Origin of the sequence: Streptomyces sp. NPDC029044, from assembly GCF_040637495.1 — a bacterium.
GTDB lineage: Bacteria > Actinomycetota > Actinomycetes > Streptomycetales > Streptomycetaceae > Streptomyces.
Window position 1 is genome coordinate 49085 of sequence record NZ_JBEZWN010000027.1, and the last position, 25688, is coordinate 74772.

The 25688-nt window shown below is 69.3% G+C and carries 27 protein-coding genes; 23 read left to right on the forward strand and 4 right to left on the reverse strand.

Translation table 11 applies throughout. The features are described from left to right. Window positions 1–20 precede the first annotated feature (20 nt). The 19 genes from AB0E85_RS21975 to AB0E85_RS22065 all read left to right on the forward strand — a co-directional run bounded on the left by AB0E85_RS21975 (window position 21) and on the right by AB0E85_RS22065 (window position 18633). Window positions 21–1808, forward strand: a complete 1788-nt coding sequence (locus tag AB0E85_RS21975; RefSeq protein WP_361929770.1) for a trypsin-like serine protease — start codon at window positions 21–23, stop codon at window positions 1806–1808. Window positions 1809–2015: 207 nt separating this feature from the next. Further along, complete coding sequence (locus AB0E85_RS21980) at window positions 2016–3152, forward strand: LCP family protein (protein WP_361929675.1); 1137 nt, start codon at window positions 2016–2018, stop codon at window positions 3150–3152. Between the two features lie 171 nt (window positions 3153–3323). After that, on the forward strand, window positions 3324–3545 hold the full coding sequence (rpmE, locus tag AB0E85_RS21985; protein WP_003992975.1) for a 50S ribosomal protein L31: 222 nt from the start codon (window positions 3324–3326) through the stop codon (window positions 3543–3545). Between the two features lie 105 nt (window positions 3546–3650). Next, complete coding sequence (gene prfA, locus AB0E85_RS21990; protein ID WP_361929678.1) at window positions 3651–4727, forward strand: peptide chain release factor 1; 1077 nt, start codon at window positions 3651–3653, stop codon at window positions 4725–4727. 95 nt (window positions 4728–4822) lie between these two features. After that, window positions 4823–5662: a peptide chain release factor N(5)-glutamine methyltransferase gene (prmC, locus tag AB0E85_RS21995; protein ID WP_361929680.1), complete on the forward strand. Its 840-nt coding sequence runs from the start codon at window positions 4823–4825 to the stop codon at window positions 5660–5662. Window positions 5663–5750: 88 nt separating this feature from the next. Then, the gene (locus AB0E85_RS22000; protein ID WP_361929683.1) at window positions 5751–6398 is read left to right on the forward strand and encodes an L-threonylcarbamoyladenylate synthase; all 648 of its coding nucleotides are present in this window, start codon (window positions 5751–5753) and stop codon (window positions 6396–6398) included. Continuing rightward, window positions 6395–7075 carry a low molecular weight phosphatase family protein gene (locus AB0E85_RS22005; protein WP_033312994.1) on the forward strand — a complete coding sequence of 227 codons (681 nt, stop codon included), beginning with the start codon at window positions 6395–6397 and terminating at the stop codon, window positions 7073–7075. The genes AB0E85_RS22000 and AB0E85_RS22005 overlap by 4 nt, the downstream gene beginning before the upstream one ends. A 194-nt stretch (window positions 7076–7269) precedes the next feature. Then, window positions 7270–8508 carry a serine hydroxymethyltransferase gene (gene glyA, locus AB0E85_RS22010; protein WP_361929686.1) on the forward strand — a complete coding sequence of 413 codons (1239 nt, stop codon included), beginning with the start codon at window positions 7270–7272 and terminating at the stop codon, window positions 8506–8508. 129 nt (window positions 8509–8637) lie between these two features. Then, window positions 8638–9984: an MraY family glycosyltransferase gene (locus AB0E85_RS22015; RefSeq protein WP_361929689.1), complete on the forward strand. Its 1347-nt coding sequence runs from the start codon at window positions 8638–8640 to the stop codon at window positions 9982–9984. Between the two features lie 297 nt (window positions 9985–10281). Beyond that, complete coding sequence (locus tag AB0E85_RS22020; protein WP_361929692.1) at window positions 10282–10719, forward strand: hypothetical protein; 438 nt, start codon at window positions 10282–10284, stop codon at window positions 10717–10719. Between the two features lie 273 nt (window positions 10720–10992). Beyond that, window positions 10993–11760 carry a F0F1 ATP synthase subunit A gene (gene atpB, locus AB0E85_RS22025; RefSeq protein WP_094055975.1) on the forward strand — a complete coding sequence of 256 codons (768 nt, stop codon included), beginning with the start codon at window positions 10993–10995 and terminating at the stop codon, window positions 11758–11760. A 78-nt stretch (window positions 11761–11838) separates the two neighbouring features. After that, window positions 11839–12075, forward strand: a complete 237-nt coding sequence (locus AB0E85_RS22030) for an ATP synthase subunit C (protein ID WP_010040161.1) — start codon at window positions 11839–11841, stop codon at window positions 12073–12075. Window positions 12076–12114: 39 nt separating this feature from the next. Further along, window positions 12115–12663 carry a F0F1 ATP synthase subunit B gene (locus tag AB0E85_RS22035; RefSeq protein ID WP_142159450.1) on the forward strand — a complete coding sequence of 183 codons (549 nt, stop codon included), beginning with the start codon at window positions 12115–12117 and terminating at the stop codon, window positions 12661–12663. Next, on the forward strand, window positions 12660–13475 hold the full coding sequence (locus tag AB0E85_RS22040) for a F0F1 ATP synthase subunit delta (RefSeq protein ID WP_361929695.1): 816 nt from the start codon (window positions 12660–12662) through the stop codon (window positions 13473–13475). The genes AB0E85_RS22035 and AB0E85_RS22040 overlap by 4 nt, the downstream gene beginning before the upstream one ends. 126 nt (window positions 13476–13601) lie before the next feature. After that, window positions 13602–15191: a F0F1 ATP synthase subunit alpha gene (gene atpA, locus AB0E85_RS22045; protein ID WP_361929698.1), complete on the forward strand. Its 1590-nt coding sequence runs from the start codon at window positions 13602–13604 to the stop codon at window positions 15189–15191. Window positions 15192–15211: 20 nt separating this feature from the next. Next, entirely contained in the window at window positions 15212–16126 is a 915-nt protein-coding gene (locus AB0E85_RS22050) for a F0F1 ATP synthase subunit gamma (RefSeq protein WP_361929700.1), read from the forward strand. A gap of 3 nt (window positions 16127–16129) precedes the next feature. Beyond that, window positions 16130–17566 carry a F0F1 ATP synthase subunit beta gene (gene atpD / locus AB0E85_RS22055; RefSeq protein ID WP_361929703.1) on the forward strand — a complete coding sequence of 479 codons (1437 nt, stop codon included), beginning with the start codon at window positions 16130–16132 and terminating at the stop codon, window positions 17564–17566. Between the two features lie 111 nt (window positions 17567–17677). After that, a complete protein-coding gene (locus tag AB0E85_RS22060; RefSeq protein ID WP_033312984.1) occupies window positions 17678–18055 on the forward strand; it encodes a F0F1 ATP synthase subunit epsilon in 378 nt (125 codons plus the stop codon). Between the two features lie 131 nt (window positions 18056–18186). Further along, a complete protein-coding gene (locus AB0E85_RS22065; RefSeq protein WP_361929706.1) occupies window positions 18187–18633 on the forward strand; it encodes a DUF2550 domain-containing protein in 447 nt (148 codons plus the stop codon). A gap of 100 nt (window positions 18634–18733) precedes the next feature. On the opposite strand, the gene AB0E85_RS22070 is transcribed toward AB0E85_RS22065, so the two are convergent. The 3 genes from AB0E85_RS22070 to AB0E85_RS22080 all read right to left on the reverse strand — a co-directional run bounded on the left by AB0E85_RS22070 (window position 18734) and on the right by AB0E85_RS22080 (window position 22512). Then, window positions 18734–20557: a glycoside hydrolase family 18 chitinase gene (locus AB0E85_RS22070; protein WP_361929708.1), complete on the reverse strand. Its 1824-nt coding sequence runs from the start codon at window positions 20555–20557 to the stop codon at window positions 18734–18736. Between the two features lie 123 nt (window positions 20558–20680). After that, a complete protein-coding gene (locus AB0E85_RS22075; RefSeq protein ID WP_361929711.1) occupies window positions 20681–21322 on the reverse strand; it encodes a response regulator transcription factor in 642 nt (213 codons plus the stop codon). Beyond that, window positions 21319–22512 carry a histidine kinase gene (locus AB0E85_RS22080; RefSeq protein WP_361929713.1) on the reverse strand — a complete coding sequence of 398 codons (1194 nt, stop codon included), beginning with the start codon at window positions 22510–22512 and terminating at the stop codon, window positions 21319–21321. The genes AB0E85_RS22075 and AB0E85_RS22080 overlap by 4 nt, the downstream gene beginning before the upstream one ends. Window positions 22513–22664: 152 nt before the next feature. Between AB0E85_RS22080 and AB0E85_RS22085 the strand changes: the two genes are divergently transcribed. Beyond that, window positions 22665–23243 carry a hypothetical protein gene (locus AB0E85_RS22085; RefSeq protein WP_361929715.1) on the forward strand — a complete coding sequence of 193 codons (579 nt, stop codon included), beginning with the start codon at window positions 22665–22667 and terminating at the stop codon, window positions 23241–23243. Beyond that, complete coding sequence (locus tag AB0E85_RS22090) at window positions 23240–23428, forward strand: DUF5708 family protein (protein WP_361929718.1); 189 nt, start codon at window positions 23240–23242, stop codon at window positions 23426–23428. Before AB0E85_RS22085 ends, AB0E85_RS22090 begins: the two co-directional genes overlap by 4 nt. Here AB0E85_RS22090 and AB0E85_RS22095 read toward each other — a convergent pair whose 3' ends face one another. Further along, window positions 23429–24001: a cob(I)yrinic acid a,c-diamide adenosyltransferase gene (locus AB0E85_RS22095; protein ID WP_361929721.1), complete on the reverse strand. Its 573-nt coding sequence runs from the start codon at window positions 23999–24001 to the stop codon at window positions 23429–23431. Between the two features lie 277 nt (window positions 24002–24278). Here AB0E85_RS22095 and AB0E85_RS22100 point away from each other — a divergent pair, with 277 nt between their 5' ends. Both AB0E85_RS22100 and AB0E85_RS22105 read left to right on the forward strand, forming a co-directional pair. Then, entirely contained in the window at window positions 24279–25127 is an 849-nt protein-coding gene (locus AB0E85_RS22100; RefSeq protein ID WP_361929724.1) for a 3-hydroxyacyl-CoA dehydrogenase family protein, read from the forward strand. 150 nt (window positions 25128–25277) lie between these two features. Next, complete coding sequence (locus AB0E85_RS22105) at window positions 25278–25601, forward strand: STAS domain-containing protein (protein ID WP_361929727.1); 324 nt, start codon at window positions 25278–25280, stop codon at window positions 25599–25601. Window positions 25602–25688: the final 87 nt, after the last annotated feature.

The following is a 25688-nucleotide window of genomic DNA, read 5'->3' on the forward strand; positions in this document are numbered from 1 at the left end:
GGACATACGTGGGTACACCCATGCCCGGGGGCGGTCGGCACAGACGCCGGATACGCATCGCACTGCCCGTCGCCGCGGCCGGTGTCGCCGCCGCCGTGGCCGGCGCGCTGCTGACGACGTCCGCCGGTGCGGCCACCCCGCTGCCGCAGCCGACGGTCAAGCCCGCCGTCAGCTCGCCGTCGCTCGCCGAGCTGGAGAAGCGCGTCGCGGGCGCCATGGCCGGTGACGACGTCGCCGGCAAGACGAGCAAGGCCTCGCTCAGCGCGGGCACCGTCGCCGGCAGCATCGATCCCAAGATCATCGGTGGCAACGAGACCACCATCAGCACGGCCCCGTGGATGGCGCAGCTCCACTACTACGACGACCGGGGCACCGCGGGCACCAGCGACGACATCGGCTTCTTCTGCGGCGGCGCCGTCGTCGCGCCGACGAAGATCCTCACCGCCGCGCACTGCGTCAAGGGCTACAACTGGAACGCCAACGGCGCTGTCGTCACCGGCACCTCCCAGCTGCCCTCGGCCGACGGCACCGACCTGCACGGCGGCACCGTCACCGGTGTCTGGCGGCAGTGGAACCACCCGTCGTACAGCGCGACGACCATCGACAACGACATCGCGGTGCTGACCCTGCCCGTCCCGGTCAAGGCCACCCCGATCCGGATGACGACGTCGGGCGACACCACGTCGTACAAGGCCGGCACCAGCGCCAAGGTCTACGGCTGGGGCCGCACCAGCTCCACCAGCGAAGACATCTCCGAGACGCTGAAGACGGCCACGCTGCCCATGCAGTCCGACACGACGTGCTCCGGCGCGTACGGCGCGGACTTCGTCAAGGGCCACATGGTCTGCGCGGGCAAGCCCGCCACCGGCAGCGACACCGGCACCGTCTCCGCGTGCAACGGCGACTCCGGCGGCCCCCTGGTCGTCAACAACCGGATCGTCGGTGTCGTGTCCTGGGGCGTGACCGACTGCGTCGCCAAGGGCGCCTACAGCGTCTTCGCCAAGGTCAGCTCCTACGTCGGCGCCGCCTACCCGCGCCTGGACGACACCAACATCAGCGGCGATCACAAGGCCGACCTCTGGGTGCGCAACGCCTCCACCAAGACCGGCTACTCCAAGGACTCCAAGGGCACGTCCTTCGCCGCCCGCGAGTCCTGGGGCAACTGGAACGGCGTGAACGTCGTCCTCCAGACCGACCTCGACCGCGACGGCTACCAGGACCTCGTCTACCGGGTCAGCTCCACCGGCGACGTCTTCTGGACGCACTACGTCATCTCCAGCGGCACCTGGTCCACCAAGCAGATCGCCGACAACTGGAAGACCCGCACCCGGATCATCACCCCCGGTGACGTCACCGGGGACTACCTGCCCGACCTGCTCTCGGTCGACTCGGCGGGCGTCATGTGGATCTACCCGGGCAAGGGCAACGGCACCTTCGCGCCGCGCGTGAAGGTCGGCTCCGGCTGGAACCAGTACAACTCCGTGCGCGGCAAGGGCGACTACAACGGGGACGGCAAGACCGACCTGCTCGCCCGCAGCAAGTCCGGCAGCGCCATCTACCTGTACAAGGGCACCGGCAAGGCCGGCTCGGGCGCCTTCTCGGCCCGGGTCAAGGTGCGCACCTGGGCCGACTACAACGCCTTCGACGCTCCCGGTGACGTCACCGGCGACGGCAAGGCCGACTTCCTCGCCCGCACCCCCGGCGGCACGCTGTACCTGTACGCGGGCACCGGCAAGGGGACAAGCGAGATCTTTGCCACAAGAAAGTCCGTGGGCACCGATTTCAAGCAGTACGACATCTTCGGCTGAAATTGCAGGTGAGCGGGTTCCGCTCGATCACGCCGAACACGCATTGTGCCCACCGCCGCACGCGGTGGGCACAGTCCGTTGTGCAACCCTTTCCCGAGTTTCTCCGTCTGACCAGGTGGGGCGACGATAGTGCGAGGAAGGGTCTTCTCCGGCCACGCCTGGCACTGACCGCAGGGGGTAACCGACCGTAGAAGAGCTGAGGAGTACATGTCCGCCGAGAGCACACCCGACCCGGGGATACCGGGCGATACCGGCACCAGTGGAGCGCGCCACCGCGGCAAGGGCCGGCGCCGCAAGCCCCCGCAGCGCAACAAGGGCCTGCTGATCACGGCCTGGACGGCCGCGGGCATCGTCGTCCTGGGCGGTGCCGGAGCCGGCTACCTGTACTTCAAGCTCAACGGCAACCTCAAGAGCGTCGACATCGACCAGGCCCTCGGCACGGACCGGCCCAAGAAGGCCGACAACGGCTCCGAGAACATCCTGGTCCTCGGCTCGGACACCCGCGCCGGCGGCAACAAGAAGCTCGGCGGCGGCACCGACGACGGCAGCGCCCGCTCCGACACGGCGATGATCGTGCACGTCTACAAGGGGCACAAGAAGGCCAGCGTGGTCTCCATCCCGCGTGACACCCTCATCGACCGCCCTTCGTGCACGGACACCAAGGGCAACGAGTACCCGGCCGCGCGCAGCGTGATGTTCAACTCCGCGTACTCCACCGGCGGGGCCGCCTGCGCCGTGAAGACCGTCGAGTCGATCACCGACCTGCGCATGGACCACTATCTGGAGGTCGACTTCGCCGGCTTCCAGAAGCTCATCGACGACCTCGGCGGCGTCGAGATCACCACGACCAAGAGCATCGACGACCCCGACAGCCATCTGAACCTGAAGGCCGGCACCCACACCCTCGACGGTGAGCAGGCCCTCGGCCTGGTCCGCACCAGACACGGCGTGGGTGACGGCTCCGACCTGGGCCGCATCCAGCTCCAGCAGGCCTTCATCAAGGCCCTGGTCAACCAGATCAAGGACGTCGGCGTCTTCTCGAACCCGAAGAAGCTGCTCGACCTCGCGGAGACCGCGACCAAGACGGTGACGACCGACTCCGACCTCGGCTCGGTCAACAAGCTCGCCTCCTTCGCGAGCGGCCTGAAGGGCATCAGCCCGTCCAACATGCACATGGTCACGATGCCGGTGGCCTACGACCCGGCCGACCCCAACCGCGTCCTCCTCCAGAAGAAGAAGGCCGACCAGATCTGGAAGGCCCTGGAGGACGACAAGCCGATCCCGAAGAGCGCGACGAAGGGCAACGCCTCGGGCGAGGCCAAGGGTGTCGTGACCGCGCCGTAAAGGGCGCGGGGAACTGCGCGAGCAAGCGACACCGGCCCGCAGGGAACAAACAACGGCAACCCCCGGTTTTGGGGGATGGCCCCAGTCCTGGCAGACTGGTACGTCGGCTCCGGTTCACGCTCCCGCACCCCGCGGCAGCGACCCGGCGCCCTCCCGAACCTAGGAGACACCTTGAAGCGCGACATCCACCCCGAGTACGTCGAGACGCAGGTCAGCTGCACCTGTGGCGCGTCGTTCACCACCCGCAGCACCATCGAGTCCGGCACCATCCGCGCCGATGTCTGCTCCGAGTGCCACCCGTTCTACACGGGCAAGCAGAAGATCCTCGACACCGGTGGCCGTGTGGCCCGCTTCGAGGCCCGCTTCGGCAAGGCCGCCGGCTCCAAGAAGTAGCGAGCCCCATACCGCCGGTCCACGGAAGCGCCCCCTCACCGGGCGCTCCGGGACCGGCGTTTTTGGTCGCCCGCCCTTCACCCCCGTCCCGCACAGGAGCCCAAGATGTTCGAGGCCGTCGAGGAACTCGTCGCCGAGCACGCCGACCTGGAGAAGAAGCTCGCCGACCCGTCGGTCCACTCCGACCAGGCCAACGCGCGCAAGCTGAACAAGCGTTACGCCGAGCTCACCCCCATCGTCGCCACGTACCGCTCCTGGACGCAGACGGGCGACGACATCGAGACCGCGCGTGAACTGGGCGCCGACGACCCGGAGTTCGCCGCCGAGGTCAAGGAGCTGGAGAAGGCGCGCGAGGAGCTCACGGAGAAGCTGCGCCTCCTGCTCGTCCCGCGCGACCCCAGCGACGACAAGGACGTCATCCTGGAGATCAAGGCGGGCGCGGGCGGCGACGAGTCGGCCCTGTTCGCCGGCGACCTGCTGCGCATGTACCTGCGCTACGCCGAGCGCGTCGGCTGGAAGACCGAGATCATCGACGCCACCGAGTCGGAGCTGGGCGGCTACAAGGACGTGCAGGTCGCCGTGAAGACCAAGGGCGGCCAGGGTGCCACCGAGCCGGGCCAGGGCGTCTGGGCGCGGATGAAGTACGAGGGCGGCGTGCACCGCGTGCAGCGCGTGCCCGCCACGGAGTCCCAGGGGCGGATCCACACCTCAGCGGCCGGTGTGCTCGTCACGCCCGAGGCCGAGGAGGTCGACGTCGAGATCAACCCCAACGACCTCCGCATCGACGTCTACCGGTCCTCCGGGCCCGGCGGGCAGTCCGTCAACACCACCGACTCCGCCGTGCGCATCACGCACATCCCGACCGGAGTCGTCGCCTCCTGCCAGAACGAGAAGAGCCAGCTGCAGAACAAGGAGCAGGCTCTGCGTATCCTGCGCTCCAGGCTGCTCGCGGCGGCGCAGGAGGAGGCGGAGAGGGAGGCGGCCGACGCCCGCCGCAGCCAGGTCCGCACCGTCGACCGCTCCGAGAAGATCCGCACCTACAACTTCCCGGAGAACCGCATCTCCGACCACCGCGTCGGCTTCAAGGCGTACAACCTGGACCAGGTCCTGGACGGCGACCTCGACGCGGTGATCCAGGCATGCGTCGACGCGGACTCGGCGGCGAAGCTGGCGGCTGCGTAAGGCAGGCACGAGCGCGTACGAATGATCACGTACGAGTAATACGGAGGACTTGCGTGCAGCAGTCATTTGGGGGGCGACCCCCAAGCCCCCGCAGCGTGCTGCTCGCGGAGGTGGCCCAGGCCACCCAGCGGCTCGCCGACGCAGGCGTGCCCTCGCCGCGCACCGACGCGGAGGAACTCGCCGCGTTCGTGCACGGCGTCAAGCGCGGCGAGCTGCACTCCGTCAAGGACTCCGACTTCGACGCCCGCTACTGGGAGGTCATCGCCCGCCGCGAGGCCCGCGAACCGCTCCAGCACATCACCGGGCGCGCCTACTTCCGCTATCTGGAACTCCAGGTCGGCCCCGGGGTGTTCGTGCCGCGGCCCGAGACGGAGTCCGTGGTCGGCTGGGCCATAGACGCCGTACGGGCCATGGACGTCGTCGAGCCGTGCATCGTCGACCTGTGCACCGGCTCCGGCGCCATCGCCCTCGCCCTCGCCCAGGAGGTGCCGCGCTCGCGCGTGCACGCCGTGGAGCTGTCCGAGGACGCCCTCAAGTGGACCCGCAAGAACGTCGAGGGGTCCAGGGTCGACCTGCGGCAGGGCAACGCGCTCACGGCCTTCCCGGACCTGGACGGCCAGGTCGACCTGGTCATCACCAACCCGCCCTACATCCCGCTCACCGAGTGGGAGTACGTCGCCCCCGAGGCGCGGGACTACGACCCCGACCTGGCCCTCTTCTCCGGCGAGGACGGCCTCGACCTCATCCGCGGCCTGGAGCGCACCGCGCACCGGCTGCTGCGGCCGGGCGGCGTCGTCGTCGTCGAGCACGCCGACACCCAGGGCGGCCAGGTGCCGTGGATCTTCGCCGAGGACCGCGGCTGGACGGACGCGGCCGACCACCCGGACCTCAACAACCGCCCGCGCTTCGCCACGGCCCGCAAGGCCCTGCCGTGAGCACACCGGGCACCCCGCGCTCTTCGCGGACTTCGTTGACTTCGTGGACTTCATCCCAGCAGCACGTGTACGAGGAGGCCAGCTAAAGATGGCACGGCGATACGACACCAACGACGCGACCGACCGTGTGACCGGTCTGCGCGAGGCAGCGTCCGCCGTCCGCCGTGGCGAGCTCGTGGTGCTGCCGACGGACACGGTGTACGGCATCGGCGCCGACGCGTTCTCCTCGGAGGCGGTCGCCGACCTGCTGGAGGCGAAGGGCCGGGGCCGCAACATGCCCACCCCCGTCCTCATCGGCTCCCCGAACACGCTGCACGGTCTCGTCACGGACTTCTCCGAGCCGGCCTGGGAGCTGGTCGACGCGTTCTGGCCGGGAGCCCTGACGCTCGTCGCCCGGCACCAGCCGTCCCTCCAGTGGGACCTCGGGGACACCCGGGGCACGGTCGCCGTGCGCATGCCCCTGCACCCGGTCGCCATCGAACTGCTGACCGAGGTCGGTCCCATGGCCGTCTCCTCCGCGAACCTGACCGGCCATCCCGCGCCGGAGGACTGCGACGCCGCGCAGGAGATGCTGGGCGACTCCGTCTCCGTCTACCTCGACGGTGGCCCGACCCCCGGCATCGTGCCCTCGTCGATCGTCGACGTGACCCGTGAGGTGCCGCTGCTGCTGCGCGCCGGTGCCATCTCGGCGGACGAGCTGCGAAAGGTCGTACCCGACCTCGAGGTGGCGAATTGACGGCCCCTGGATCGGGGCGTGGCATAGGCAACGGGGAAAGCGCGGCGGAGATCACGACGACCTTCGTGGGACTTCCGCGCGACAGCTTCCGCATCCTCCACGTCAGCACCGGCAACGTGTGCCGCTCGCCCATCACCGAGCGGCTGACCCGCCATGCGGTGCGGGAGCGGCTCGGCATCCTGGGCGGCGGGCTGATCGTGGAGAGCGCCGGCACCTGGGGCCACGAGGGCGCGCCCATGGAGTCCCACGCGGAGACCGTCCTGGCCGACTTCGGCGCGGACGCCTCCGGCTTCACCGGGCGCGAGCTCCTCGACGAGCACGTGATCCGCGCCGACCTGGTACTGACCGCCACCAGGGACCACCGGGCGCAGGTCATCTCCATGGGTCACTCGGCGGGCCTGCGGACCTTCACGCTCAAGGAGTTCACCCGTCTGGTCAAGGCCATCGACCCGGTGACCCTGCCGCCCCTGGAGGAGGGCGTGGTCGTCCGCGCGCGTGCGCTGGTCCGCGCCGCGGCGGCTCTACGCGGGTGGCTGCTGGCACCGAACGCCGAGGCGGACGAGGTCTACGACCCCTACGGCGCGCCCCTGACGTTCTTCCGGTCCATCGGCGACGAGATACACCAGGCACTCGATCCGGTCGTCACGGCTCTGACCGGTGTCCCCGCAAAGATGTAACAGCCGAGCGCCTCGTGGGCCCCGGGCCTACATTGGACGTACGTCACCCCGGCGCGTGAGCCGAAGGGGCGCGTCGGTCCCGAGAGGCCGAACGCGCAAAGGCCCGGAGGGCTGAGCACCATCGGCCCCTCAGGACCGACTCAGGCGCCCCGGAGGCGAACCGCCCCGCAATGCGACGCCGCCCGGAGCCCACCATGACGGTCACCTCTGCCATCCAGGCCGACGTCCTGCGCCGCCAGGACCCCGAGCTCGCCGACATCCTGCTCGGCGAGCGGGAGCGGCAGTCGACCACGCTCCAGCTGATCGCCGCCGAGAACTTCAGCTCCCCTGCCGTACTGGCCGCCCTCGGGTCACCGCTCGCGAACAAGTACGCCGAGGGGTACCCGGGGGCGCGGCACCACGGCGGCTGCGAGATCGCCGACGTCGCCGAGCGCCTCGCCGTGGAGCGGGCGAAAGCCCTGTTCGGCGCCGACCACGCCAACGTCCAGCCGCACTCGGGCTCTTCGGCGGTGCTCGCCGCCTACGCGGCCCTGCTGCGTCCCGGTGACACCGTCCTCGCCCTCGGCCTGCCCTACGGCGGTCACCTCACGCACGGCTCACCGGCCAACTTCTCCGGCCGCTGGTTCGACTTCGTCGGATACGGGGTGGAGGCCGAGTCGGGGTTCATCGACCACGAGCAGGTGCGCACCCTGGCCCGCACGCGCCGGCCCAAGGCGATCGTGTGCGGCTCCATCGCCTACCCCCGGCACCTCGACTACGCGTTCTTCCGCGAGGTCGCCGACGAGGTGGGCGCCTACCTCATCGCGGACGCCGCGCACCCCCTCGGACTCGTCGCCGGGGGAGCGGCGCCGAATCCGGTGCCGTACGCGGACATCGTCTGCGGGACCACCCACAAGGTGCTGCGGGGCCCGCGCGGCGGCTTGATCCTGTGCCGGGCGGAGCTGGCCGAGCGGGTCGACCGGGCGGTGTTCCCTTTCACACAGGGCGGTGCGCAGATGCACACCATCGCCGCCAAGGCGGTCGCGTTCGGGGAGGCGGCAACACCGGCGTTCGCCGCGTACGCCCATCAGGTGGTGGCGAATGCGCGGGTTCTGGCGGCCCGGCTGGGCGCGGCGGGACTGGTCGTCACCACCGGCGGCACGGACACCCACCTGATCACCGCCGACCCGGCGCCCCTCGGTGTGGACGGGCGCACGGCCCGGGGCCGTCTCGCCGCGTCCGGCCTGGTCATGGACTGCTGCGCCCTGCCGCACGGCGATGCCCGGGGGCTGCGGCTCGGCACGGCCGCGGTCACCACGCAAGGTATGGGCGAGGCGGAGATGGCCCGGATCGCCGAGCTGCTCGCCGGGGTGCTCGGGGGCGTGACGGATCCCTCAAGAGCCCGTGAAGATGTGCGGGAGCTGGCCGGTGGATTTCCGCCGTATCCGGCGTGAGCCGGGGTAAGCGCATCAGGGTGCACAGCCACTCGTGCAACCATCGTCGCTACCCGGAAGTCCCCACTCATATGCGCGCATCGCTAGGGTGTGGGGCTGAGATGGCCAGCGAGACCTGTGGGGAAGCCCGTGCGTGAATACCTCCTGACGCTCTGCATCACGGCCGCGGTGACGTATCTGCTGACAGGGCCGGTACGGAAGTTCGCGATCGTGGCCGGAGCGATGCCGGAGATCCGGGCACGTGACGTGCACCGGGAGCCCACTCCGCGCCTCGGCGGTATCGCGATGTTCTTCGGCCTGTGCGCGGGCCTGCTGGTCGCCGACCACCTGACCAACCTCAACCAGGTCTTCGAGACGTCGAACGAACCCCGGGCGCTGCTGTCCGGGGCGGCGCTGATCTGGCTGATCGGTGTCCTGGACGACAAGTTCGAGATCGACGCCCTGATCAAGCTGGGCGGCCAGATGATCGCCGCGGGCGTGATGGTCGTGCAGGGTCTGACGATCCTGTGGCTGCCGATCCCGGGCGTGGGCTCGGTGGCGCTCACCCAGTGGCAGGGCACCCTGCTCACGGTGGCGCTCGTCGTCATCACCATCAACGCGGTCAACTTCGTCGACGGCCTGGACGGCCTCGCGGCCGGCATGGTCTGCATCGCCGCCACGGCGTTCTTCCTGTACGCCTACCGCATCTGGTACTCGTACGGCATCGAGGCCGCCGCCCCGGCCACCCTCTTCTCGGCGATCCTGATGGGCATGTGCCTGGGCTTCCTGCCGCACAACATGCACCCGGCCCGGATCTTCATGGGCGACTCGGGCTCGATGCTGATCGGCCTGGTCCTGGCCGCCGGCGCGATCTCCGTCACGGGCCAGGTCGACCCGGACGCGCTCAACCTGTACGTGGGCTCCGAGAAGGAGGCCGTGCACCAGACGGTCCCCGTCTACATCCCGCTGCTGCTGCCGCTGACGATCATCGCGGTGCCGGCCGCCGACCTGATCCTGGCGATCGTGCGCCGCACCTGGCGCGGCCAGTCCCCGTTCGCCGCCGACCGCGGCCACCTGCACCACCGGCTGCTGGAGATCGGCCACTCGCACAGCCGCGCGGTGCTCATCATGTACTTCTGGTCCGCGCTGATCGCCTTCGGCGCCCTCGCCTACTCGGTCAACTCGGCGTCCATGTGGATCGTGCTGGGTGTGGTGTTCCTCAGCGCGATCGGGCTCCTGCTGCTTCTGCTGCCGCGCTTCACACCGCGGGCCCCGCGCTGGATGGAGCGCTTCGTGCCGCCCCGCTACCGGCGTCGCGGCTCGGTCGCGGCCCTCGCACCGGAGGCCTCGACCCCGGCGTCCGCGGCGGACCAGCACGTCCCCGCCGGCGCAGAGAACCGCACCCCCGTGGTGTCCGGGGTGGCCGGTGTCAACGGCGCGACCGCCATCGGCCCCCGTTCGCGCCTGGCCGACCGGCGCAAGGCGGGGACAAGGTAAGAATCTGACTAGAGCATTGCCAAGTCGTGGGGTTGCGATGGGGGTGCGAAGCGCCCAATACCAGACATCTGGGCGCGCTTCCCGCTCAGACGCGCGGGTTCACTCTCATGTGTGACAGTCCGCACACCTCCAGGTAAAGACTGCATCAAATAGTTTGTGATACGGTTCACGAGAACCCCCCGGATAGAGCCGAAGGACCGCAGTGCGACGGTCCATTGGCGTGAGGTCTCCACTCAGCCCGGGACTACGCTCGTCCATGACGACACCCCTGCCCCCTGCGAAAGCGGAGTTGCCGCCATGCCGTCCAATGACGCCCGGAACCTCGTGCAGTGCGCTGTACCCACAGCCGCTGCCGGTGTGGTCGTGGTCGCCGTCAGTGGCGTGGTGGCCGGAGGCAAGGGAGCCATCGGAGCGGCCGTCGGCACCGTGCTGGCCATCCTCTTCATGGGGGTCGGCCTCTACGTTCTCCAGTGGACGGCAAAAACGCTCCCGCAGTTGTTCCAGGCCATGGGGCTGATGCTCTATGTCGCCCAGCTGCTGCTTCTCCTGATCTTCGTCGCCCTCTTCAAGGACACCTCTCTCTTCAACGCGAAGGCGTTCGCCCTCGGGCTCGTCATCGCCACCGTCGTGTGGATGGCCGCGCAGGCTCGTGCGCATATGAAGGCCAAGATCTTCTACATCGACCCGGACTCCGAGAAGAGCGAGAAGCCCGAGAAGACCGGACCGTCGTCGTGACGAGTAGGGGCGCGATAAAGGGCAGTAGGAACTCCTGCTATCGTCCGGTGCCAACTGCGGCATCGCGGGCGCGGGCATCTGAGCTGACGCCTGCTCGAACGCGAGGCTCGATGCCCCCCAGCCGCCCTCACATCCGTAACACCAGTCCCGTGCCGAACCGCGGCTGCGCGCCGCGCCGACACAACGAGGTTGCCGTACCTATGCGTCACGCCGAAGGAGCCCGCGGTGAGTGCTGACCAGACCCAGCTCGCCTTTGACTGGAGCTGTCGGATCATGTCCGACGGGTGTGGTTTTCCGGCACCGGGCCTGCACTCGTTCCTCTTCAAGCCGATTGCCACGGTTGGAGGGTACGAGTTCAACAAGGTGATGCTGCTCGCCATCATCACCACCATCCTCGTCATCGGCTTCTTCTGGGCGGCCTTCGGCAAGGCCAAGGTGGTGCCCGGCAAGCTGCAGATGGTCGGTGAGGCCGGATACGACTTCGTCCGCCGCGGCATCGTCTACGAGACCCTCGGAAAGAAGGAGGGCGAGAAGTACGTCCCCCTGATGGTCTCGCTGTTCTTCTTCATCTGGATCATGAACATCTGGTCCGTGATCCCGCTGGCGCAGTTCCCGGTGTCGTCGGTCATCGCCTATCCGGCGGTCCTCGCCGCGGTCGTCTACGTGACCTGGGTCTCGCTGACCTTCAAGCGGCACGGCTTCGTCGGGTTCTTCAAGAACATCACCGGCTACGACAAGTCGCTCGGCCCGGTGCTGCCGCTGGTCATGATCATCGAGTTCTTCTCGAACCTGCTCGTCCGGCCGTTCACCCACGCCGTCCGACTGTTCGCGAACATGTTCGCCGGTCACCTGATGCTGGTCATGTTCACCGTCGCCTCCTGGTACCTGCTCAACAGCTGGATGATCCCGGCGGCCGGTATCTCCTTCGTGATGACCATGGCCATGATCGTCTTCGAGCTTTTCGTGCAGGCCGTCCAGGCGTACGTGTTCGTACTCCTCGCCTGCACGTACATCCAGGGCGCTCTGGCCGAGCACCACTGAGCCCCTCACCCCCGCAAGATCCCAAGAACGTCCGGTGGCCAACCCCCGCCGGTCCGTGAAAGAGAAGGAAGATTCAGCATGGCTGCCACTGAGACCCTTGCCGCTGTCTCCGGTTCGCTCGGCTCCATCGGCTACGGCCTCTCCGCCATCGGCCCCGGCATCGGCGTCGGCATCATCTTCGGTAACGGCACCCAGGCCCTGGCCCGTCAGCCCGAGGCCGCCGGCCTGATCCGCGCCAACCAGATCCTGGGCTTCGCCTTCTGTGAGGCGCTCGCCCTCATCGGCATCGTTATGCCGTTCGTGTTCGGTCAGTAATTACCTGCTCACCGACACGTTTCGACGAAAGGCACTGATGTGATCGCCAACCTGGTGCAGCTGGCGGCCGAGGAAGAGCAGAACCCGCTCGTTCCTCCGGGCCCCGAGCTGCTCGTCGGCACCATCGCCTTCGCCATCGTGTTCTTCTTCTTCTGGAAGAAGCTGCTTCCGAACATCAACAAGGTTCTGGAGGAGCGCCGCGCGGCGATCGAAGGCGGTATCGAAGAGGCCGAGACCATGAAGGTCGAGGCCCAGAGCGTCCTTGAGCAGTACAAGGCACAGCTCGCCGAGGCCCGGCACGAGGCCGCGCGCCTGCGCCAGGAGGCGCAGGAGCAGGGTGCCACGCTCATCGCCGAGATGCGGGCCGAGGGCCAGCGTCAGCGCGAGGAGATCGTCGCCGCCGGCCACTCCCAGATCGAGGCCGACCGCAAGGCCGCCGCTTCCGCGCTGCGCCAGGACGTCGGCAAGCTCGCCACCGACCTGGCCGGCAAGCTCGTCGGGGAGTCCCTCGAGGACCACGCCCGCCAGAGCCGCGTGATCGACCGGTTCCTCGACGAGCTCGAGGAGAAGGCCGAGGCCGGACGATGAACGGAGCGAGCCGCGAGGCCCTGGCAGCCGCACGTGAGCGTCTCGACGCGCTGACGGACTCGACGTCCGTGAACGCGGGCTCGCTCGCCGACGAGCTGGCCGCCGTCACCGCGCTGCTCGACCGCGAGGTGTCGCTGCGCCGGGTCCTCACCGACCCGGCGCAGGACGCGGAGGCCAAGGCAGGTCTGGCCCAGCGTCTGCTCGGCACCCAGGTCAGCGGCCCGGCCGCCGACCTGGTCGCCGGCATGGTGCGCTCCCGCTGGTCGCAGTCGCGCGACCTGGTGGACGCGCTGGAGGTGCTGGCGAACACCGCTGACCTCACCGCCGCGCAGCAGGCCGGCAAGCTCGACGACGTCGAGGACGAGCTGTTCCGGTTCGGCCGGATCGTCTCCGGCAGCACCGAGCTGCGTGCCGCGCTGACCGACCGCAAGGCCACCACCTCGGCGAAGAGCGAGCTGCTGCGCAGCCTGCTCGGCGGCCGGGCGCAGTCGGCCACCGAGCGTCTGGTCACGCGCCTTGTGACCGCGCCGCGGGGACGTAGCCTGGAGTCGGGACTGGAGTCCCTGTCCAAGCTCGCCGCCGAGCGCCGGGACCGCATGGTGGCCATCGTCACCTCGGCGGTGCCGCTGAGCGACCCGCAGAAGCAGCGCCTGGGCGCCGCCCTCGCGAAGCTCTACGGCCGCACGATGCACCTCAACCTGGACGTGGACCCCGAGGTCCTCGGCGGAATCCGGGTGCAGGTCGGTGACGAGGTCATCAACGGCTCCCTCGCGGACCGCATCGAGGACGCCGGCCGTCGGCTCGCCGGCTGAGCAGCAACTCAATAGGCAGTACGTACTTACGACGGCCCTGGTTGGGCCGTGCAGAAGAATCCTGGGGGTCGCCCCCAGACCCCCAAAGTGAAACTTCGGGCCCAACAAGGAGAGCAGGGAACCCAGATGGCGGAGCTCACGATCCGGCCGGAGGAGATCCGGGACGCGCTGGAGAACTTCGTCCAGGCGTACAAGCCGGACGCGGCCTCGCGCGAGGAGGTCGGTACGGTCACCTTCGCCGGTGACGGCATCGCGAAGGTCGAGGGCCTGCCCTCGACCATGGCCAACGAGCTGCTGAAGTTCGAGGACGGCACCCTCGGCCTCGCCCTCAACCTCGAGGAGCGCGAGATCGGTGCCATCGTCCTCGGCGAGTTCAGCGGCGTCGAGGAGGGCCAGCCGGTCTCCCGTACCGGTGAGGTTCTCTCCGTTGCGGTGGGCGAGGGCTACCTCGGCCGCGTGGTGGACCCCCTCGGCAACCCGATCGACGGCCTCGGCGAGATCGAGACCGAGGACCGCCGCGCCTTGGAGCTGCAGGCCCCGGGCGTCATGGTCCGCAAGTCGGTGCACGAGCCGATGGAGACGGGCTACAAGGCCGTCGACGCGATGACCCCGATCGGCCGTGGCCAGCGTCAGCTGATCATCGGTGACCGCCAGACCGGCAAGACCGCCCTGGCCGTCGACACCATCATCAACCAGCGCGACAACTGGCGCACGGGCGACCCGAACAAGCAGGTCCGCTGCATCTACGTCGCCATCGGCCAGAAGGGCTCCACGATCGCCGGTGTGCGCGGCGCTCTGGAGGAGGCCGGCGCGCTGGAGTACACGACCATCGTCGCCGCCCCGGCGTCCGACCCGGCCGGCTTCAAGTACCTGGCGCCGTACACCGGCTCGGCCATCGGCCAGCACTGGATGTACCAGGGCAAGCACGTCCTGATCATCTTCGACGACCTGTCGAAGCAGGCCGACGCCTACCGCGCCGTGTCGCTGCTGCTGCGCCGCCCGCCGGGCCGTGAGGCCTACCCGGGTGACGTCTTCTACCTGCACTCCCGTCTGCTGGAGCGCTGTGCGAAGCTCTCCGACGAGATGGGTGCCGGCTCGATGACCGGTCTGCCGATCGTCGAGACGAAGGCCAACGACGTCTCGGCGTTCATCCCGACCAACGTCATCTCCATCACCGACGGCCAGTGCTTCCTGGAGTCGGACCTGTTCAACGCCGGTCAGCGCCCCGCGCTGAACGTCGGTATCTCCGTCTCCCGAGTCGGTGGTTCCGCGCAGCACAAGGCGATGAAGCAGGTCTCCGGCCGTCTGCGCGTGGACCTCGCCCAGTTCCGTGAGCTGGAGGCGTTCGCCGCCTTCGGTTCCGACCTGGACGCCGCGTCCAAGGCGCAGCTGGAGCGCGGTCAGCGCATGGTCGAGCTGCTGAAGCAGGCGCAGTACCAGCCGATGGCCACCGAGGACCAGGTCGTCTCCGTCTGGGCCGGCACCACCGGCAAGATGGACGACGTCCCCGTCGCCGACATCCGCCGCTTCGAGAAGGAGCTGCTGGAGTACCTGCACCGCAAGGAGCAGGGCCTCATGACCTCCATCCGCGAGGGCGGCAAGATGTCCGACGACACCCTCCAGGCCGTCGCCGACGCCATCGTGGAGTTCAAGAAGCAGTTCGAGACCTCCGACGGCAAGCTGCTCGGCGAGGACACCCCGGCTGCCGGTAAGTGACGACGGAAGGGACCTGACTCATGGGAGCCCAGCTCCGGGTCTACAAGCGTCGCATCCGATCCGTCACCGCGACCAAGAAGATCACCAAGGCGATGGAGATGATCGCCGCCTCGCGCGTCGTCAAGGCGCAGCGCAAGGTGGCGGCCTCCACGCCGTACGCGACCGAGCTCACCCGGGCGGTCACGGCGGTCGCCGGCGGATCCAACACCAAGCACCCGCTCACGACCGAGCCCGAGAACCCGACCCGCGCCGCGGTCCTGCTCCTCACGAGCGACCGCGGTCTGGCCGGCGCCTTCAACTCCAACGCCATCAAGGCCGCGGAGAAGCTCACGGCGCAGCTCGAGGCCGAGGGCAAGGAGGTCGTCAACTACATCGTCGGCCGCCGCGGTGTCGCCCACTACAACTTCCGCGAGCGCAAGATCGCGGAGTCGTTCACGGGCTTCACCGACGAGCCCTCGTACGCGGACGCCAAGAAGGTCGCGGCCCCGCTGATCGAGGCGATCGAGACGGAGACGGCCGAGGGCGGCGTGGACGAGCTCCACATCGTCTACACCGAGTTCGTGTCGATGATGACGCAGACGGCGATCGAGGCGCGGCTGCTGCCGCTCAGCCTCGACGAGGTGGCGGCGGAGGCCAAGCCCAAGGGCGAGATCCTCCCGCTGTTCGACTTCGAGCCCTCGGCGGAGGACGTCCTCGACGCCCTGCTGCCGCGCTACGTCGAGAGCCGCATCTACAACGCGCTGCTCCAGTCGGCTGCCTCCAAGCACGCCGCCACGCGGCGCGCGATGAAGTCGGCCACCGACAACGCCGGAGAGCTCATCGAGACGCTCACCCGGCTTGCCAACCAGGCCCGCCAGGCCGAAATCACCCAGGAAATCAGCGAGATCGTCGGTGGCGCCAGTGCCCTGGCCGACGCGACCGCGGGGAGTGACTGACAAATGACCACCACTGTTGAGACGGCCACGGCGACGGGCCGCGTCGCGCGGGTCATCGGCCCGGTCGTCGACGTGGAGTTCCCCGTCGACGCGATGCCGGACATCTACAACGCCCTTCACGTCGAGGTCGCCGACCCGGCGCTCGCGGGCGAGAAGAAGACGCTGACCCTGGAGGTCGCCCAGCACCTGGGTGACGGCCTGGTCCGCGCGATCTCCATGCAGCCCACCGACGGTCTGGTCCGCCAGGCCCCGGTCGTCGACACCGGTGCGGGCATCACCGTCCCGGTCGGCGACTTCACCAAGGGCAAGGTGTTCAACACCCTCGGTGAGGTGCTGAACAGCGACGAGACGCACGAGGGCGAGCGCTGGTCCATCCACCGCAAGGCCCCCGCGTTCGACCAGCTCGAGTCGAAGACCGAGATGTTCGAGACGGGCCTGAAGGTCGTCGACCTGCTCACCCCGTACGTCAAGGGCGGCAAGATCGGTCTGTTCGGTGGTGCCGGTGTCGGCAAGACCGTGCTGATCCAGGAAATGATCATGCGTGTCGCCAACCTCCACGAGGGCGTCTCCGTCTTCGCGGGTGTCGGCGAGCGCACCCGTGAGGGCAACGACCTCATCGCGGAGATGGAAGAGTCCGGCGTTCTGGACAAGACCGCCCTGGTCTTCGGCCAGATGGACGAGCCCCCGGGCACCCGTCTGCGCGTGGCCCTGGCCGGCCTGACGATGGCGGAGTACTTCCGTGACGTCCAGAAGCAGGACGTGCTGTTCTTCATCGACAACATCTTCCGCTTCACCCAGGCCGGTTCCGAGGTGTCGACCCTGCTCGGCCGTATGCCCTCCGCGGTGGGCTACCAGCCGAACCTGGCCGACGAGATGGGCACCCTCCAGGAGCGCATCACCTCGACCCGTGGTCACTCGATCACCTCGATGCAGGCGATCTACGTCCCCGCGGACGACCTGACCGACCCGGCCCCGGCCACCACCTTCGCCCACCTCGACGCGACGACGGTTCTGTCCCGTCCGATCTCCGAGAAGGGCATCTACCCGGCCGTGGACCCGCTGGACTCGACGTCCCGCATCCTCGACCCGCGGTACATCTCGGCGGAGCACTACAACGCCGCGATGCGCGTGAAGAACATCCTTCAGAAGTACAAGGACCTGCAGGACATCATCGCGATCCTCGGTATCGACGAGCTCGGCGAGGAGGACAAGCTCGTCGTCCACCGTGCCCGTCGCGTGGAGCGCTTCCTGTCCCAGAACACCCACGCCGCCAAGCAGTTCACCGGCGTGGACGGTTCGGACGTGCCGCTGGACGAGTCGATCGCCGCGTTCAACGCGATCTGCGACGGCGAGTACGACCACTTCCCGGAGCAGGCGTTCTTCATGTGCGGTGGTCTTGAGGACCTCAAGAACAACGCCAAGGAGCTCGGCGTCTCCTGAGCCCCGTGCTCGTCGGAGGGGGCGGGGTTCGTCCCGCCCCCTCTGCCACGCCTACTAGACTTGTAACCAACACCCGGCACCCCTGCCGGGTGGTGACCCGAGGAGCCACCCTTGGCTGCTGAGCTGCACGTCGCGCTGGTCGCGGCCGACCGTGAGGTCTGGTCCGGCCAGGCCACCCTGGTCGTCGCGCGCACCACGTCCGGCGACATCGGCGTCATGCCCGGTCACCAGCCGCTGCTCGGTGTGCTGGAGTCGGGCCCGGTGACCATCCGTACGAGTGAGGGCGGGACGGTCGTCGCCGCGGTCCACGGCGGATTCATCTCGTTCGCGGACGACAAGCTCTCGCTGCTGGCGGAAGTCGCCGAGCTGTCGGACGAGATCGATGTCCAGCGCGCGGAGCAGGAGCTCGAGCGCGCGAAGGCGGAGGACGACGCGGAGGCCCAGCGCCGCGCGGACGTCCGTCTGCGGGCTGCCACGGCGGCGCGCTGACCGGAGTCCGCCGTGTGATGACGTCACTCAGCCGCGGCTGGGTACCGGAGAGATCCGGACCCGGCCGCGGCTGAGGCGGATGTGGGTGATTTTTACGTTCCGTTACCTAGGAGACGAGGAGGTCGGTGTCGATGGTCCTCGCTCTGACTGTGTGCGGAATCGTGGTGGCCCTCGTGGTGGTGGGCCTGTTCGTCTTCGGTCTGCGCCGCCGGCTGATCCAGCGCTCGGGCGGCACCTTCGACGCCAGCCTGCGCTGGGACGCCCCGGCCGAGGGCGACAGCAACGGCAAGGGCTGGGCGTACGGGGTGGCCCGGTACAACGGCGACCGCGTGGAGTGGTACCGCGTCTTCTCGTACTCACCGCGTCCGCGCCGCACCCTGGAGCGGTCCGCCATCGAGGTGGCCGGCCGCCGGGTGCCGGAGGGCGAGGAGGAGCTGGCGCTCCTGTCCGACCATGTGATCCTGGCCTGTCTGCACCGGGGCACGCGTCTGGAACTCGCGATGAGCGAAGACGCGCTGACCGGTTTCCTCGCGTGGCTTGAGGCAGCCCCGCCCGGACAGCGGGTGAATGTGGCGTAGCCACATTCACCCGCTGGGTGGGGGTCCCCCCGGACGAAGTCTGGGGGAGCGTCAATGTCGCCTAGGGTCTACGACCCTTCGAACTTCTCTGTGATCCGGCCTACTTCAGGCCGCTGTCGATCGCGGTCGCGAGCTCTCCGTTCGCGGTGTCTCCGCTGAACTCCCAGAAGAACGCGCCGCCCAGGCCCTGGTTCTTGGCCCAGCTCATCTTGCCCGCGATGGTCGCCGGGGTGTCGTACGACCACCAGTTGCTGCCGCAGTGCGCGTACGCCGTGCCGGCGATGGTGCCGGTGGCCGGGCAGGAGTTCTTCAGGACCTTGTAGTCCTCGATGCCCGCCTCGTACGTGCCCGGAGCCGCGCCGGTGGCCGAGCCGCCCGGGGCGGACTGGGTGACGCCGGTCCAGCCGCGGCCGTAGAAGCCGATGCCGAGCAGGAGCTTCTTGGACGGGACGCCCTTGGCCTTCAGCTTGGCGATCGCGTCGGCCGAGTTGAAGCCCGCCTGCGGGATCCCCGGGTAGGACGTGAGCGGGGAGTGCGGGGCGGTCGGGCCGTCCTTGTCGAAGGCGCCGAAGTAGTCGTACGTCATCACGTTGTACCAGTCGAGGTACTGGGCGGCGCCGCCGTAGTCGGCCGCGTCGATCTTGCCGCCGGAGGAGCCGTCGGCGGTGATGGCCGCGGTGACCAGGTAGTTCGCGCCGAACTCGGCGCGCAGGGCCTGGGAGAGGTTCTTGAAGGCCGCCGGGCCGGACGTGTCGCAGGTCAGGCCGCAGGCGTTCGGGTACTCCCAGTCGATGTCGATGCCGTCGAAGACGTCGGCCCAGCGCGGGTCCTCCACGACGGCCTTGCAGGACTTGGCGAACGCGGCCGCGTTCTGCGCCGCCTGGCCGAAGCCGCCGGAGTAGGTCCAGCCGCCGAAGGAGTACAGCACCTTGATGTGCGGGTACTTGGCCTTCAGCTGGCGCAGCTGGTTGAAGTTGCCGCGCAGCGGCTGGTCCCAGGTGTCGGCCTGGCCGCTGACCGACTGGTCGGCCGTGTAGGCCTTGTCGTAGGCGGCGTAGGTGTCGTCGACGGTGCACTGACCGTTCTTGACGTTGCCGAAGGCGTAGTTGATGTGGGTGATCTTCGAGGCCGTGCCCGAGGTCACCAGGTTCTTCACGTGGTAGTTGCGGCCGTAGACGCCCCACTCGGTGAAGTAGCCGAGCTTGACCTTGTCACCGGTGGGCGGCTCGGTGGTGCCGCCGGTGGTGCGGACCCGGACGGCTCCGCTGACCGGGCCGGTCTGGTCGGCGGTGTCACGGGCCTGGACGGAGTAGGAGTAGTCGGTGCCGGCGGTGAGGCCGGTGCTGGTGTACGACGTGCCCGTCACGGTGGCGACCTTGGAGCCGTCGCGCAGGACGTCGTAGTTCTTGACGCCCTTGTCGTCGGTGGCGGCGGACCAGGACAGCTTCACCGAGGTGTTGGTGATGTCCGAGGCGGTCGGGGTGCCGGGGGCGCTCGGTGCGCTGTCGCCGGGTTCCGTGGTGCCGCCGTCACAGCTGCCGCCGTTGAGCTTGCAGTTGGCCGGGGAGCCGGTGCCGCTGCCGTTGAAGCCGAAGGTGACGGAGGCGCCGGGGGCCAGGGTGCCGTTCCAGGACTTGTTCTTCGCGGTCCAGTGAGCGCCGGAGGAGGTGACGTCGGCGTCCCAGGAGGAGGTGACGGACGTGCCGGAGGGGAAGTCCCACTCGACCGTCCAGGAACTGAGGGCCGTGGTGCCGGTGTTCTTCACCGTCCACTTGCCCTCGAAGCCGGAGCCCCAGTCCTGGGTCTTGGCGTAGGTCGCGGTGGCGGACGTGGCTGCCTGGGCCGGGCTCGCCAGGCCGACGAGGCCGGCGAAGGGGAGCAACAGGGTCGCGAACCCTGCCGCGGCTCTGTGTCTGAAGCGCATGGTGCGCCTCCTTGATGGAGTTGTGGGGGCGTGACTGAGCCTCACGCCCACTCATGGTGCGGTGAGAATAGAAAGGTCTGGACCACCGGTCAATAGGTCTGGACCACCAGCACCGATCGTGATTCAGACACCCAACTCCTGGGCCAGCACGGCGGCTTGCACCCGGCTGCGCAGCTCCAGCTTCCCCAGCAGCCTGCTGACGTGGGTCTTCACCGTCGCCTCGGCCATGTCGAGCCGCTCCGCGATGCCCGCGTTGGACAGCCCCTGGCCGAGGCAGGACAGCACCTCGCGCTCCCGCCGGGTCAGCTGTTCGAGCACCGCCGGATCGGCCGCCGGTTCCCTGGTGGGCTTCGCGGCGAACTCCGCGATCAGCCGCCGGGTGACCGCCGGGGCGATCAGCCCCTCCCCGCGCGCGACCGTCCGCACGGCCTCCAGCAGCTCCGCCGCCTCGGTGTTCTTCAGCAGGAAGCCGGCCGCGCCCGCCCGCAGTGCCCCGAAGACGTACTCATCGAGGTCGAAGGTGGTCAGCACCAGCACGTCGGCGAGCCGCTCCCCGACGACCTGCCGGGTCGCCGACACCCCGTCAAGGCGCGGCATCTGAACGTCCATCAGCACCAGGTCCGGCCGCAGCTCCCGCGCCAGCGCCACCGCCTGCTCGCCGTCCGCCGCCTCACCGACCACCTCGATGTCGGGCGCGCTGCGCAGGATGAGGACGAGCCCGGCGCGGACGGCGGACTGGTCCTCGGCGACCAGGACGCGGATCATGCGGTGTCTCCTTCGAGGCTGTGGCTGACGGGGAGGGTGGCGCGTACCACCCAGATCTTGCCCTCGGGCGAGTCCTCGGGGGCGGCTTCGAACGTGCCGTCCAGCAGGGCCACGCGCTCTCTCATGCCGACCAGACCCGCGCCGGACCCGGGGGCGCGCGGGGCGTCCCGGTCCCCGTAGGGGCTGGTCACGCTGACGACGAGGGAGCCGTCCCGCCGGGCGAGTGCCACGGTGACCCGGCCCGGGGCGGCGTGCTTGAGCGCGTTGGTCAGCGACTCCTGCACGATGCGGTAGGCGGCGAGCTCGACAGGGGCGGGCACCTCGCTCCGTTCGGCGTCGAGGGTGACGTCGAGGCCGTTGGTGCGGGCGCCCTCCACCAGCGCGCCGAGACCGTCGAGCGTGGGAGCGGCGGACGGTTCCACGTCGCCGCTGCTGTCGCGCAGGATGCCGATCAGCCGCCGCATCTCGGCGAGCCCCTCCACGCTGTTCTCGCGGATGACCACGAGCGCCTCCTGAGAGGTCTTCGGATCGTCGAGGGACAGCGCGGCGGTGGAGTGGATGGCGATCGCCGACAGGTGGTTGGCGACCATGTCGTGCAGCTCGCGGGCCATCCGGGCACGTTCGGCGGTGACCGCCTGGGTGCGGTCCATCTCGGCGAGCAGCGCGGTCTGTTCGGCGCGCAGCCGGGCCGCCTCGGCGGCGTCCCGGTGGTTGCGGACGATCAGTCCGGTGGCGGCGGGGCCGAAGGACACGAGGCCGGTGATCACGCCGATCAGCAGCGCCTCGGGCTCGCGCCACAGAGCGAACGGCACCACCGCCGCGGCCACCGAGAGCAGCCCGGTGATCCGCGGGATGCGGTGGGCCGACGCGGGCGGGCCGTACAGGACGGCCGCGTACATCAGATCGGTGTACATCAGGATCGTGACCAGGTTGCCCTGGGTGACGGTGTCCAGGACGATCGCGGGCGTCCCGATCAGCAGAGCGGTGCGGGGGGCGCTCCGGCGCAGCAGCTCGCAGCCCGCCATGACGAAGAGCGGCAGCAGTACCGGCCAGCGCCCCGGCAGCAGCACGTACGCCTCGGTGTGCGGCCGGGTGGCCAGGCCGACGCCCCACAGCAGCAGCCCGCCGAGGAGTCCGCCCAGCGCGACGTGGACGTCGAAGCGGCGGGGGCGGGGGAGTCGTACGGCCATGTCACCATCCAACACGGCCGTCGCGCCCGGCGCGTGATCCCCGCGGAGGGTCCCCGGCTGCATCCTTCGATGTACTGCGGGTTCGTCAGTCGCGACGACGATTCCGGGCGCGCCGCACGGGAGCCTGAAGAGGTGACCGAGAGGAGCGAACCGTGATCGTCGCCTTGATCGCAGCCTGCGAGATCGGCTTCTGGGTGCTGCTGGCGGCCGGCCTGGGCGCCCGCTACCTGCTGCGCATGCCACGGCTGGGGCTGGGCCTGCTGCTGTGCGAGCCGCTGCTGGAGGTCGTCCTGCTGGTCGCCACCGCGCTGGACCTGAAGAACGGTGCCGAGCCGAACTGGACGCACGGCCTGGCCGCGCTGTACATCGGCTACACCGTCGGGCACGGCCACCGCACGGTGAAGTGGCTGGACGGCCACGCCGCCCACCGGCTGGGCGGCGCCCCGAAGCCGGCCGGCCCACCGCGTCATGGCGTGGCCCGGGCCCGCCACGAGGGCAAGGTCTGGCTGGGCACGCTGGTGGGCGCCGTCGTCGCGACCGTGCTCCTCCAGCTCGCGATCTGGTACGTGGACGACCCGAGCCGCGTGACCTCCCTGGAGAGCTGGCGCCATGTGGCCTGGCGCGCGGCGGGGATCCACGGCCTGATCGCGCTGAGCTATGCGATCTGGCCGCGGAAGGCTCCCGCGGGGGAGACCGGGGTGACGGTGGAGAAGGAGAGGGCGCACCGATGAGCAAGGCCCGCGCGCATCTGGTGGAAGGCGTCGTCACCTTCGTGATCGGCCTCGGGCTGTGGCTGTTCACCGGCGACGTGGCGGTCCCCGTCGTGACCCTCACGAAGGTCGGCATCGTGATGATGTGCGTCGGCGGCGTGCTGGTCGCCTCCGGCCTGTGGCAGGCGGCACGCGGCAGAAACTGACTACCGCTCCCCGCCCGGAACCCACAACACGTCCCCGACCTGCTTGTTCGCCGTCCTCGCGAGGATGAACAGGAGGTCGGAGAGGCGGTTGAGGTAGGTCGCGGTCAGCGGGTTCATCACCTCGCCGTGCACCTCCAGCGCCGCCCACGTGGAGCGCTCCGCCCGGCGTACGACCGTGCAGGCCTGGTGGAGCAGGGCCGCGCCCGGGGTGCCGCCGGGGAGGATGAAGGAGCGGAGCTTCTCCAGCTGTTCGTTGAAGCGGTCGCAGTCCGCCTCCAGCTTGTCGATGTAGAACTGCTCGACCCGCAGGGGCGGGAACTCCGGGTTCTCCACCACCGGCGTCGACAGGTCCGCGCCCACGTCGAACAGGTCGTTCTGGACGCGCGTGAGGACCTCGACGACCTCCTCGTCCAGACCGCCCAGCGCGATCGCCGTGCCGATCACCGCGTTCGCCTCGTTGGCGTCGGCGTACGCGGAGATCCGCAGATCGGTCTTGGCGACCCGGCTCATGTCGCCGAGGGCGGTGGTGCCCTGATCGCCGGTCCTGGTGTAGATGCGCGTCAGATTGACCATGTGGCCAATCTAGACGCAGGCGTCATGGGCTCACCTCCCCACCTGCGGCGGGTGACCGGACTACCGCCCGCCCGCGCGGGTGGCAGGGTGCCGACGGCTCGGCGCAGGCCGGTCCGTGAAGCGCCAACCACCCCAAAACGCAAGCGAATGCGGGACGTGACAGGGGTCTCACTCCCTGAGACGTGAAACGCGTTACTAAGTCAGGCGCGTGCCGCCTCACGAGCGCTAGTGTCCGCCGGAGAGGCAGATATAAGCAGCGCGTCAGGGGAGTCGCACAGTGGCAGGGAAGCTCGCCGTCATCGGGGCCGGCCTCATGGGAGCCGGCATCGCCCAGGTCTCCGCTCAGGCGGGCTGGGAGGTGGTCCTGCGTGACGTCACCGACGAGGCACTGACGCGCGGTACCGACGGCATCAAGGCGTCGTACGACAAGTTCGTCGCCAAGGGCAGGCTGGAGGCGCACGACGCCGACGCCGCCCTCGCGCGCATCACCGCGACCACCGACCTGGACGCCGCTGCCGACGCGGACGTGGTCGTCGAGGCCGTGTTCGAGAAGCTCGAGGTCAAGCACGAGATCTTCCGCGCGCTCGACAAGATCGTGAAGGACGAGGCGATCCTCGCCTCCAACACCTCCGCCATCCCGATCACCAAGATCGCGGCGGCCACGGAGCGCCCGGAGCGGGTCGTCGGCACGCACTTCTTCTCGCCGGTGCCGATGATGCAGCTGTGCGAACTCGTCCGCGGCTACAAGACCAGCGACGAAACCCTCGCCACGGCCCGGCGGTTCGCCGAGTCGGTCGGCAAGACCTGCATCGTCGTCAACCGCGACGTCGCCGGCTTCGTGACGACCCGTCTCATCTGCGCCCTGGTCGTCGAGGCCGCGAAGCTCCAGGAGTCGGGCGTGGCCAGCGCCGAGGACATCGACCTGGCCTGCAAGCTGGGCTTCGGCCACGCCATGGGCCCGCTGGCGACGGCGGACCTGACCGGCGTCGACATCCTGCTGCACGCCACGAACAACATCTACACCGAGTCCCAGGACGAGAAGTTCGCGGCCCCCGAGTCGATGCGCCGGATGGTTGATGCCGGTGACATCGGACGCAAGAGCGGGCAGGGCTTCTACAAGCACTGAAACCGCACATGCCCCGGGCGCATCACACGCCCGGGTGAATTCGGTATCGGTTCGCTTACAAGAAGCAACCTCTGACTCCTCCACACAGTCAGAGGTTGCATCACCCACATCCAGAACGCGGAGCACGATTCGCACGCACGGGGAGCGCATATGCACATCAGGGGCGACCACGCCGGGCTGGTCGTCGGGGGCCGCCTCGACGTCCGGAGCGCGGCGGACGCCCGAACGGTCCTGCACTCGGCCGTCGACGACGGAGTCGGCGACCTGGTGCTCGACCTGTCCGAACTGGACTCCTGGGACGCCACCGGACTGGGCGTGATCATGGGAGCCCACCGGCGGGCCGGCCGCTGTGGCCGGCGCCTGGTGCTGCGCGGAGTACCGCCGCAGATGCAGCGCCTGCTGGTGGCCACCCGCCTGCACCGGATCCTGGCGATCGAGGGGGGCATCGGGGTGGAGACGCTTCCCCGCGTGTGACACCTCGTACGGGTGTGAGCCGGGCGACCGGGGAGACCCGGACGCACGTCGTCGATTCGTGCGACGCGCACAATCCTCACGAGACCG

What these genes read in the sequence shown, in the direction of transcription:
- AB0E85_RS21975 (WP_361929770.1), top strand. Translation starts at nt 21, where the DNA reads ATGCCCGGGGGCGGTCGGCACAGACGCCGGATACGCATCGCACTGCCC.
- AB0E85_RS21980 (WP_361929675.1), top strand. Translation starts at nt 2,016, where the DNA reads ATGTCCGCCGAGAGCACACCCGACCCGGGGATACCGGGCGATACCGGC.
- prfA (WP_361929678.1), top strand. Translation starts at nt 3,651, where the DNA reads ATGTTCGAGGCCGTCGAGGAACTCGTCGCCGAGCACGCCGACCTGGAG.
- AB0E85_RS22000 (WP_361929683.1), top strand. Translation starts at nt 5,751, where the DNA reads ATGGCACGGCGATACGACACCAACGACGCGACCGACCGTGTGACCGGT.
- glyA (WP_361929686.1), top strand. Translation starts at nt 7,270, where the DNA reads ATGACGGTCACCTCTGCCATCCAGGCCGACGTCCTGCGCCGCCAGGAC.
- AB0E85_RS22020 (WP_361929692.1), top strand. Translation starts at nt 10,282, where the DNA reads ATGCCGTCCAATGACGCCCGGAACCTCGTGCAGTGCGCTGTACCCACA.
- atpB (WP_094055975.1), top strand. Translation starts at nt 10,993, where the DNA reads ATGTCCGACGGGTGTGGTTTTCCGGCACCGGGCCTGCACTCGTTCCTC.
- AB0E85_RS22030 (WP_010040161.1), top strand. Translation starts at nt 11,839, where the DNA reads ATGGCTGCCACTGAGACCCTTGCCGCTGTCTCCGGTTCGCTCGGCTCC.
- AB0E85_RS22040 (WP_361929695.1), top strand. Translation starts at nt 12,660, where the DNA reads ATGAACGGAGCGAGCCGCGAGGCCCTGGCAGCCGCACGTGAGCGTCTC.
- atpA (WP_361929698.1), top strand. Translation starts at nt 13,602, where the DNA reads ATGGCGGAGCTCACGATCCGGCCGGAGGAGATCCGGGACGCGCTGGAG.
- AB0E85_RS22050 (WP_361929700.1), top strand. Translation starts at nt 15,212, where the DNA reads ATGGGAGCCCAGCTCCGGGTCTACAAGCGTCGCATCCGATCCGTCACC.
- atpD (WP_361929703.1), top strand. Translation starts at nt 16,130, where the DNA reads ATGACCACCACTGTTGAGACGGCCACGGCGACGGGCCGCGTCGCGCGG.
- AB0E85_RS22065 (WP_361929706.1), top strand. Translation starts at nt 18,187, where the DNA reads ATGGTCCTCGCTCTGACTGTGTGCGGAATCGTGGTGGCCCTCGTGGTG.
- AB0E85_RS22070 (WP_361929708.1), bottom strand. Translation starts at nt 20,557, where the DNA reads ATGCGCTTCAGACACAGAGCCGCGGCAGGGTTCGCGACCCTGTTGCTC.
- AB0E85_RS22075 (WP_361929711.1), bottom strand. Translation starts at nt 21,322, where the DNA reads ATGATCCGCGTCCTGGTCGCCGAGGACCAGTCCGCCGTCCGCGCCGGG.
- AB0E85_RS22080 (WP_361929713.1), bottom strand. Translation starts at nt 22,512, where the DNA reads ATGGCCGTACGACTCCCCCGCCCCCGCCGCTTCGACGTCCACGTCGCG.
- AB0E85_RS22090 (WP_361929718.1), top strand. Translation starts at nt 23,240, where the DNA reads ATGAGCAAGGCCCGCGCGCATCTGGTGGAAGGCGTCGTCACCTTCGTG.
- AB0E85_RS22095 (WP_361929721.1), bottom strand. Translation starts at nt 24,001, where the DNA reads ATGGTCAATCTGACGCGCATCTACACCAGGACCGGCGATCAGGGCACC.
- AB0E85_RS22105 (WP_361929727.1), top strand. Translation starts at nt 25,278, where the DNA reads ATGCACATCAGGGGCGACCACGCCGGGCTGGTCGTCGGGGGCCGCCTC.